We start from the raw sequence: 8,152 nt of genomic DNA, 5'->3' as shown, positions 1-8,152 counted from the left end.
GGAGTTTGTATAAGAGACAGTCGGCATCCTGGTGCAGATCCGCCCGTTCATGGGCTTCGACATGCTATTGCCGATGTTTGCCGCCGCCATTCTCGGCGGCATCGGCAGCATCCCCGGCGCCGTGCTCGGCGGCCTGATCATCGGGCTCGCCGAGGCCGGTGCCGTGCAGCTGATCGGCGCCGAATGGCGCGCCGCCGTCTCCTTCATCATCCTGATGGCGGTGCTGTTCGTGCGGCCGATCGGCCTGTTTGGTGTGAGGGAACGCTGATGGATCTGATCGGCTACGGCGCCTTCTTCCTGACCACCGCGCTGATCTTTTCGCTGGTCACGCTGGGGCTCAATTTGCAGTGGGGCCTGACCGGCCTGTTCAATGTCGGCCTTGCCGGCTTCGTCGCCATCGGCGCCTACACCTCGGCATTGCTGACCACTCCCGACGACGCCGCGCGGCTGGGTGGCCTTGGCCTGCCGATCGTTGTCGGCTGGGCGGGCGCCATGGTCGTCGGCGGCATTGCCGCGGCGTTAACTGCCATGGCGACGCTGCGGCTCAGGTCCGACTATCTGGCGATCACCACCTTCGGCGTCGCCGTCGTCGTGCAACTGGTCGCGCTCAACGCGCAGAAACTGACCGGCGGCCCGTTCGGCATCGGCTTCATCCCGCGCCCCTTCGGCAGCCTTGCCGAGACGCCGCTGCTGTTCAACCTGTCGAACCTTGCCGTGGTCGCGGCGGTGACTCTGGTCGCCTATCTCGCTTTGGAACATCTGTCGCGCAGCCCGTGGGGCCGCGTGCTGAAGGCGCTACGCGAGGATGAGCGGGCGGCGATCTCGCTTGGCAAGAGCGCGCGTTTCTATCGCGTCCAGGCCTTTGCCGTGGGCGGCGCCATCATGGCGCTGGCCGGTGCACTGCAGGCGCATTTCACCGGCTTCATCGCGCCGGACAATTATTTACCGATCCTGACTTTCCAGGTCTGGGTGATGCTGATCGTCGGCGGCTCGGGCAGCAATCTCGGCGCCGTCGTCGGCAGCATCCTGGTCTGGGCGATATGGGCTGGGTCGGGCACGCTGACCAGCATCCTCTTCCCGCCGGAACAGCAGGCTCGTGCCGCCGCGCTGCAGATCGCCGCCATCGGCGTCATGCTCTGCGTTATCCTGCTGGTCCGGCCGAACGGGCTGTTCGGCGACAGGCCACGGCGGCCTTGGTTTGGCAAGCGGGCGAGGATCGCTGCAGACAGGAGCAGTTCCAGCTCATGAATGCCGTCATCCGGCAGGAAGCGCACGGCGTTTCGCTCTGGCATGCCGTCGGCCGCAATCGACGTGAGCGGCCGGCACTGCAAGGCGGGCTCGATGTCGACCTAGCAATCGTCGGCGGCGGCTTTTCTGGCCTTTCAACGGCGCTGCATGCGGCGGGGAAAGGACTTTCCGTCGCCGTTCTCGAAGCCGAGTTCATCGCCTGGGGTGCGACCGGCAGGAATGCGGGCTTTGTCGTGCCGAACTTCGCCAAAATGGATCCAGTCGATATACTGGCCCATCTCGGACCGTCGCGCGGCGAAAGGCTGATCGATTTCGCCGCCGGCAGCGCCGACCTGGTTTTCCGCCTGATCCGGCAGCACGGCATCGACTGCGACGCCGTGCAGAACGGATGGATCCAGCCGGCGCATTCGCCTGCCGCCTTTGAAAAGGTCAAGTCACGTGCCGGGCAGTGGGCACAGCGTGGCCGGCCGGCAGCCACATTGGATCGGCAGGAAATCGAAACACGGACCGGCGTGCCAGGCTATGTCGGCGGCTGGATGGATCGTTCCGGCGGCGTGCTCAATCCGGTCGCCTATGCGCGCGGGCTCGCGGATGCGGCGGAGAAGGCCGGCGCGAAGATCTTCGAGCAGACGCGCGTCACCTCGGTTGATCGGACAGCCGATGGTTGGATGCTGAAAACGCCATCTGGCTCAGTACGCGCGGGCAAGGTGCTGATCGCCACCAACGCCTATGGCCGGTCCCTCAATCCGTCATTGCAGCGAACCTATTTCCCGCTGAAAGTCTTCCAGATCGCGACAGCGCCGCTGCCTCGTGAAGTGCGCAACCGATTGCTTCCCGGCGGGCAAGGTGTCGGTGACACCAGACGCAATCTGTTCACCTTCCGCTTCGACGCCGAAAACCGGCTGATCAGCGGCGGCATGCATATCCTTGGCGCCGGTGCGGATACGCGCGTACCGCAGACGATCTGGCGAAGGCTCGGCCGGCATCTCGGTCTGCCCGACCTGCCGCCGCTTGCCTACAGCTGGTCGGGAATGGCAGCGGTCGAACCGGATTTCCTGCCGCACCTGATCGACCTCGGTCCGGGACTGATCGCCGGTCGCGCCTGCAACGGGCGCGGCATCGCCATGACGACGGCGATGGGCAAGGTTCTGGCCGACTGGGCCGCCGGCAGCGACGCCCGCGACCTGCCGCTGCCCTTCGCGCCGCCGGCGCCAATACCGTTCCACGCCGTGCTGCGGCACGCGCCCAACATGCTGCTCGGCTGGAGCATGCTGCGCGACCGGCTGGACGGGACGAGCTAGGCCGACGGCTCCCTGGCAGCGTCAAGGTTTGCAGACAGCACAGCGGCCGCCACGGCGATGTCCTCTTCTATGAAAATCCGCACAGTGGGACCGCTGCGCTGCTCCAGTGCGGCGACGATCTTGCGATGCGCGTCGTTGGACTGCGGGATGTAGCGATCGGCCTGCATCAGCAGCTTGAGATAAGGCCCGACCCGCCCCCAGAGGTCGCGGATCATGTTCAAAAGGATCGGCGCGCCGGCATGCTGGTAGATGGCGAAGTGGAACGCCTCGTTCAATGAGAGATAGGCCCTGGCGTCGCCGGCCTCAATGGCACGCTGCATGCCGGCGAGCGTCGCCTGGATGTCAGCCAGCCCGCTTTCGCTCATCCTGGTCGCCGCCATCTCGCCCGCCAGTCCCTCGACGGCGATGCGGATGCGCGTCAGCTCCTCGAAGGCAGGCGCGGACAGCAACGGCACGATGACCGAGCGGTTGTTCTGCATCTCGAGCAGCCGCTCGGCGACAAGCCTCTGCAGCGCCTCGCGGATCGGTGTCGTCGAGATGCCGAACGTCTCGGCGAGCTTGCGGATGACCAGCGCCTGGCCCGGGCTGAAGCCGCCGGAAATCAACTCCTGCTTGAGCGCGCCATAGGCGCGGTCATTCAGGGTCTGATGTTCAAGCTTCAGCATACGCGGGCCGCTCCGATCACCAGTTCGACAGAGCGCGATCGAGCGTCTCGGCCAGTTGCTCGGCATTGTCCCTGGCAAAGGGCAGTGGCGGCCTGATCTTCAGCACATTGCCGCGCGGACCGCAGGACGAGATCAGCACGCCGTCCTCGCGCATGGCTTCGACGACCGCCGATGTCTTGGTGGCGGCCACAGCCTCGTCGCCGTCCGCCGTCAGCTCGACGCCGAAATAGAGGCCGTTGTGCCTGACATCAGCGACCGCGCCGTGCCGGCCCTGCAGGGCGCGCAGCAGTTCACTCGTATAGGCGCCGACATTGCGCGCATTCTCGATCAGCCCCTCGCCTTCGATGACATCGAGAACGGCGAGGCCGACAGCGGCCGCGACCGGATTGCCGCCGAAGGTGTTGAAGTAGCCGGTGTTCGAACCGAAGGAGGCGACAAGCTGCGGCCGCACGAGCACGGCGCCCATCGGGTGCCCATCGCCGATCGGCTTGCCCATCGTGACGATGTCAGGCTCGATGCCATAGTTTGCGAAGCCCCACATGCCCTGGCCAAGCCGGCCGAAGCCGGACTGGACCTCATCGGCGATGACGATGCCGCCGGCCTTTTTGACGTGATCGGCTGCCTCGCGCATCACCTTCGCATCGGGAAAGAAAATGCCGTCGCTGGAAAAGGCCGAGTCGAGAAGCAGCGCCGCCGGCTTGATGCCTTTTGCTCGCATGTCCTCTATGGCAGCGGCGACATTTCCGGCGAAATCATGCGCGGCCCGGCCATGGTCGCGGAACGTGTCCGGCGCTGCCACCGTGCGGTGGTGCGCTGGTACCCCCTTTGCCCCGACCGCCGCCGGCGACAGTTGCGCCGTCGCTATGGTGGCGCCGTGATAGGCGAAATCGGTGATGATCACCCCGGTGCCGCCGCTGGAATGCTGGGCAATGCGGATGGCAAGGTCGTTCGCCTCGCTGCCGGTGCAGGTGAACATGGCGTGGCCGAGATGGGCCGGAACGGTGCCGAGAAGCTTTTCCGCGTAATCGAGGATGATCTCGCTGAGATAGCGTGTGTGGGTGTTGAGCGTTGCGGCCTGCCCGGACAGTGCCTCGACGACGCGCGGATGGCAGTGGCCGACCGAGGCGACGTTGTTGTAGGCGTCGAGGAACTTGCGGCCCTGGGCATCGTAGAGCCACACACCGCTGCCGCGCACCAGATGAATAGGGTTGCGGTAGAAGGTGCGGTAGGTCGGCCCGAGCAGCCTGGCGCGGCGTTCGAGCAGCGCGCGCTCCGATGCAGCCGCGTCGGCATTTGCGGGGTATGGCGAGGACTGGGACACGAGCATCTACTCCGGATTGGAATGGTCGAGAAAATAGCGGCGGGCATCGGTGGACGACAGGCCGTTCAACCGTTCGAGTGAAGCCCAGACTTCGGTGGCGAGGCGCAGCACGTAGTCGCGCTTGGCCGGGAAACGCTCGGCCTGCCAGCTGGCGATGTTGACGATGAGCGCAAGTCGGGCACGGATCAGATCGAAGAGAATGCCAATCTCTTCCTCCTCCAGTGGTTGGAGCGACTGATAACCTGCGACAAAGCGCGCCGCCGGTGCCAGCGGATGGCCTTCCGCCGGCCAGCGGTAGACGGCGCCGATGGCGAGGTCGCAGATCAGCGGCGAATGGATCATGTCGCCGAAATCGAGAATGCCGCTCACGACCTCCGGCCGCGAAGCATCCATCACCACATTGTAGGAATTCATGTCGTTGTGGACGATCTGCGCGCGCAGGGTGGGAATGACCGGCGCAGCATGCTCCTCGAAGGAGTCGATCGCGCGCTCGACCATCGCCCTCCGAGTCGGATCAGTGATGTGCGCCATCATCGGCCGTGTCTTGGCGACCTTGCGGATGTCCCAGAGCAGGTCGCTGCCGGCAGCCGGATGGAAGAAGCCGCGCAACGCCCGGCCAAGGCGGGCGAGGAAGATGCCGAGATTGCGATCCTGCGCCTCGGAAGTCGGCGAGCGCGACAGCAACTGACCGGACAGATAGGTCACCAGCCGGATAATGCGCGGCGCCGATCCAGCGACGCTGACCGCGAACTGCGCTTCATCCTCGAGGCTTTTGCGCACCGAGGGAACCGGCAAGGTGGGGTCGACCGCAAGGATGTGGTCGAGCGCCTTGTTCTGGAAATCGGTGAAGCCAGCTTCTTCCGCCGGATGGGAGATCTTCAGGACGAACTCGCCCTCGCCGTCGGTCTGAATATGGAAATTGTGGTCGCGTTCGCCAGGCAGCGGACGCGCGGTGCCGGTCAGCCCGTAGTGCCGGCGCAGGATGGCGAGCGCGTCGGCCGTGGAAACATCCGGTGCGTCCTCGGCGAGTGTTTCGCCGAACGCATCGGGCACCGCCGCATTCATGGCTTAGCCTCGATAGGTTCGAGGCCACACCAGTCGGCGATGAACAGCGCGATCGTCTGGGTGACCTTGCGCACCGAGTCGAGATCGACGGCCTCGTCATAGCCATGCGGCATGCGGCAGATCGGGCCGTAGACGATCGCCGGCGTGTCGGCATAGAGGCCGAAGAAACGTGCATCGGTGGTCGCCGAGGTGACGTGTTCCGTCAGCGGCTCGCCCCACACGGCGGTATGGCTGCGGCGCAGCACCGCTTCCATCTCGTCGGCGCCCTCCAGCACATAGCCCTCGGCCATGAAGCCATTGTAGGTCATCTTGGGTGGTCGGTTGGCCAGGAACGGATCGGCGCGCGCCGCAACGGCAATGCAGGCCTCGAGCTCGGCCCTGGCGTCTTCGAGCCTCTGGCCGGGATAGGTGGCGACGCGCATCTCGAAGACACAGCGCGCCGGAACGCTCGATGTCCACTCGCCGCCTTCGATCTTGCCGAGGTTGAAGCGGATCGGATGCGGGTGATCATGGAAATGCCTGTCATCGACCTTGCGCGCGTTCCAGACGATTTCGAGCTGCTTCAGCGCCTGAATGATGACGAAGGCCTTTTCGATGGCATTGGCGCCGGCCGAAAATGCACCCGACGCATGCTGCGGATCGCCGTCGACCTCGACCCTGAACCAGATCGGCCCGACCTGCGCCCGCATCAGCCGCGGCTCCAGCGGTTCGGGAATGAAGGCGGCGTCGGCGCGATAGCCGCGCTGCAGGCATGCAAGCGCGCCATTGCCGGTGCATTCCTCCTCGACCACCGACTGGAGATACACGTTCGCGGCCGGCTGATAGCCAAGGCTACGCAAGGCGCTCAGCGCATAGAGGCAGGCGGACAGGCCGGCCTTCATGTCGCCGGCGCCGCGGCCATGCATCCAGCCATCCTCGATCGCCGGATCGTAGGGATCGCGGACCCAGCGGTCGAGCGGTCCGGTCGGAACGACATCGATATGGCCGTTGAGGATCAGCGAGCGGCCGGTCGCGTTTCGCGGCGTGTGGGTAGCAACGACGTTGAAGGCATCGTCGTAAGAGACCGCCACGGGGGAAAAACCCGGCAGGTCGCGAATCACGTCGACATCGACGCGCCACATGTCGACCGCGTAGCCATCCGCCTCGTAGGCGGCGGCCATAAACGACTGCGCGGGGTGTTCCTCGCTACGTTGGGAGGGAAAGCGCACGAGGTCTTGCAGAAACGCGACCTGTCGGGCGAAGCCATCATCGACTGCGCTCAGAATGGCCTCATCCGCAATCCGCTCAGGCATCATATTTCACTTTCATCTGGATGGTGTATCATATCTCATATGCCATTCCTGTGAAATGCAAGAGGCATGCGCGCCAAACTTTCAGTCCAGGACTTGCCGTTCGATGCTGCCATGGTCTTGGGGGAGTTGGCATCGGATGCAGCAAGCCGATACTGCTATCTCTGGAAGACATGACGAGGAATGCGTTGATCACAGAAGACACGATGCCCGCCGAAATCACCGATCTCGCCATTGGCTACCATCGCCTGCCGGCTGGCAAGCTTGCCAATGCGGTGACCTGGATGGAAGCGCGTACGCCGCAGCCGGATCTCGCGCGCCCTTTGGGCATGACACGGATCACGACGCCCGACTGCGTTTCCTACCGGGCGATCTTTCTCAAGATCGGCGCACCCTGGCTGTGGGACCGCGTTTCCGAAATGTCCGATGCCGAAATCACCGAGCATTTCGCCGACCCGCGCCAGCATCTCTACTACGGCCATGACGAAACCGGCGCGCATCTCGGCATGGTCGAGTTCTTCGCCGCCGACAATAACGAGATCGAGATCACCTATTTCGGCCTGTTCCCGTCCCTGACCGGCCGCGGTTTCGGCAAACGGCTGATGGCCGGGGCACTGGAGCTCGCATGGCGTCTCAACCCGAGCCGCATCTGGCTGCATACAAGCAGCTTCGATCATCACAGCGTCATCGGATTCTACAGCGCCTGCGGGTTCGTGCCCTTCGCTACCGGATTTGAGATCGTCGACGATCCCCGTATCAAGGGAACCTTGCCGCGCGATGCCGCACCGCAAATTCCGCTGATCGAAGCGGAGTGGAGCGGCTGCGGCGACTCTCCCCCAGAGAGCTACAGGCTGTGCGGACCTAGATGAGAACAGCTCCGCAATCCGTCAGCCAAGCGTCGCCGCACCATCGCCGATGGGTGCGCCGCGAGACCATTCTGTCGACGCTGGAGCGTCATATCGACACGCGCATCGTGCTGTTCGCCGCGCCCGCTGGCTTCGGCAAATCGACGACGATGGCGCAATGGGCTGCGGAAATCGCACGCCACGGCAGGCTGACGGCATGGCTGTCCTGCGAGGCGACGGACAATGATGAGGGCGCCTTCCTATCGCATCTGGTGGGCGCGCTGCGCCATCTGGTCCAGAGCCCGGCGGAACTCGACCTTGCCTTCCAGTCGAGCCCCATCCCGCAGCTCGATGTCGTGCTCGCGGCACTTGTGGCGGGTCTGGCGGCGCGCGAGGCCGACATCACCCTGTTCTTCGA

At 64.8% G+C, this 8,152-nt stretch carries 7 protein-coding genes and 2 pseudogenes; 5 read left to right on the top strand and 4 right to left on the bottom strand.

Going from position 1 to position 8,152, the window contains the following annotated elements:
- Positions 1-19 precede the first annotated feature (19 nt).
- The 3 genes and pseudogenes from EN914_RS16155 to EN914_RS16145 form a co-directional block, all read left to right on the top strand.
- Positions 20-268, top strand: a pseudogene (locus EN914_RS16155) (ABC transporter permease subunit); the annotation flags it as partial.
- A complete protein-coding gene (locus EN914_RS16150) occupies positions 265-1,248 on the top strand; it encodes a branched-chain amino acid ABC transporter permease (RefSeq protein WP_164778755.1) in 984 nt (327 codons plus the stop codon). The pseudogene EN914_RS16155 and the gene EN914_RS16150, both read left to right, overlap by 4 nt.
- Positions 1,245-2,549 carry an FAD-binding oxidoreductase gene (locus EN914_RS16145; RefSeq protein ID WP_024502528.1) on the top strand — a complete coding sequence of 435 codons (1,305 nt, stop codon included), beginning with the start codon at positions 1,245-1,247 and terminating at the stop codon, positions 2,547-2,549. The genes EN914_RS16150 and EN914_RS16145 overlap by 4 nt, the downstream gene beginning before the upstream one ends.
- Here EN914_RS16145 and EN914_RS16140 read toward each other — a convergent pair.
- Genes EN914_RS16140 through EN914_RS16125 form a run of 4 tightly spaced genes read right to left on the bottom strand, consistent with a single transcriptional unit; the run spans position 2,546 to position 6,892 of the window.
- Positions 2,546-3,214, bottom strand: a complete 669-nt coding sequence (locus tag EN914_RS16140; protein ID WP_024502527.1) for a GntR family transcriptional regulator — start codon at positions 3,212-3,214, stop codon at positions 2,546-2,548. The genes EN914_RS16145 and EN914_RS16140 overlap by 4 nt on opposite strands.
- 16 nt (positions 3,215-3,230) lie before the next feature.
- A complete protein-coding gene (locus EN914_RS16135; protein WP_032898897.1) occupies positions 3,231-4,541 on the bottom strand; it encodes an aspartate aminotransferase family protein in 1,311 nt (436 codons plus the stop codon).
- Complete coding sequence (locus tag EN914_RS16130; RefSeq protein ID WP_024502525.1) at positions 4,542-5,600, bottom strand: phosphotransferase; 1,059 nt, start codon at positions 5,598-5,600, stop codon at positions 4,542-4,544.
- On the bottom strand, positions 5,597-6,892 hold the full coding sequence (locus EN914_RS16125) for an ArgE/DapE family deacylase (protein WP_024502524.1): 1,296 nt from the start codon (positions 6,890-6,892) through the stop codon (positions 5,597-5,599). The genes EN914_RS16130 and EN914_RS16125 overlap by 4 nt, the downstream gene beginning before the upstream one ends.
- Positions 6,893-7,095: 203 nt before the next feature.
- Between EN914_RS16125 and EN914_RS16120 the strand changes: the two genes are divergently transcribed.
- Together EN914_RS16120 and EN914_RS16115 are read left to right on the top strand one after the other, a co-directional pair.
- A complete protein-coding gene (locus EN914_RS16120) occupies positions 7,096-7,758 on the top strand; it encodes a GNAT family N-acetyltransferase (protein ID WP_244514272.1) in 663 nt (220 codons plus the stop codon).
- Positions 7,755-8,152 (top strand): annotated as a pseudogene (locus EN914_RS16115) (LuxR family transcriptional regulator); the annotation flags it as partial. The gene EN914_RS16120 and the pseudogene EN914_RS16115, both read left to right, overlap by 4 nt.

The sequence above is a fragment of the Mesorhizobium sp. M7A.F.Ca.CA.001.08.2.1 genome, assembly GCF_003998455.1.
Classification (GTDB): Bacteria; Pseudomonadota; Alphaproteobacteria; order Rhizobiales; family Rhizobiaceae; genus Mesorhizobium; species Mesorhizobium ciceri.
The sequence above is the reverse complement of the archived record's forward strand: the minus strand, read 5'-3'. Positions and strand labels throughout refer to the sequence as shown.

Excerpts from the sequence above, each read along its gene's own strand:
- EN914_RS16145 (WP_024502528.1), top strand. The coding sequence starts at position 1,245 with ATGAATGCCGTCATCCGGCAGGAAGCGCACGGCGTTTCGCTCTGGCAT.
- EN914_RS16140 (WP_024502527.1), bottom strand. The coding sequence starts at position 3,214 with ATGCTGAAGCTTGAACATCAGACCCTGAATGACCGCGCCTATGGCGCG.
- EN914_RS16135 (WP_032898897.1), bottom strand. The coding sequence starts at position 4,541 with ATGCTCGTGTCCCAGTCCTCGCCATACCCCGCAAATGCCGACGCGGCT.
- EN914_RS16130 (WP_024502525.1), bottom strand. The coding sequence starts at position 5,600 with ATGAATGCGGCGGTGCCCGATGCGTTCGGCGAAACACTCGCCGAGGAC.
- EN914_RS16125 (WP_024502524.1), bottom strand. The coding sequence starts at position 6,892 with ATGCCTGAGCGGATTGCGGATGAGGCCATTCTGAGCGCAGTCGATGAT.
- EN914_RS16120 (WP_244514272.1), top strand. The coding sequence starts at position 7,096 with ATGCCCGCCGAAATCACCGATCTCGCCATTGGCTACCATCGCCTGCCG.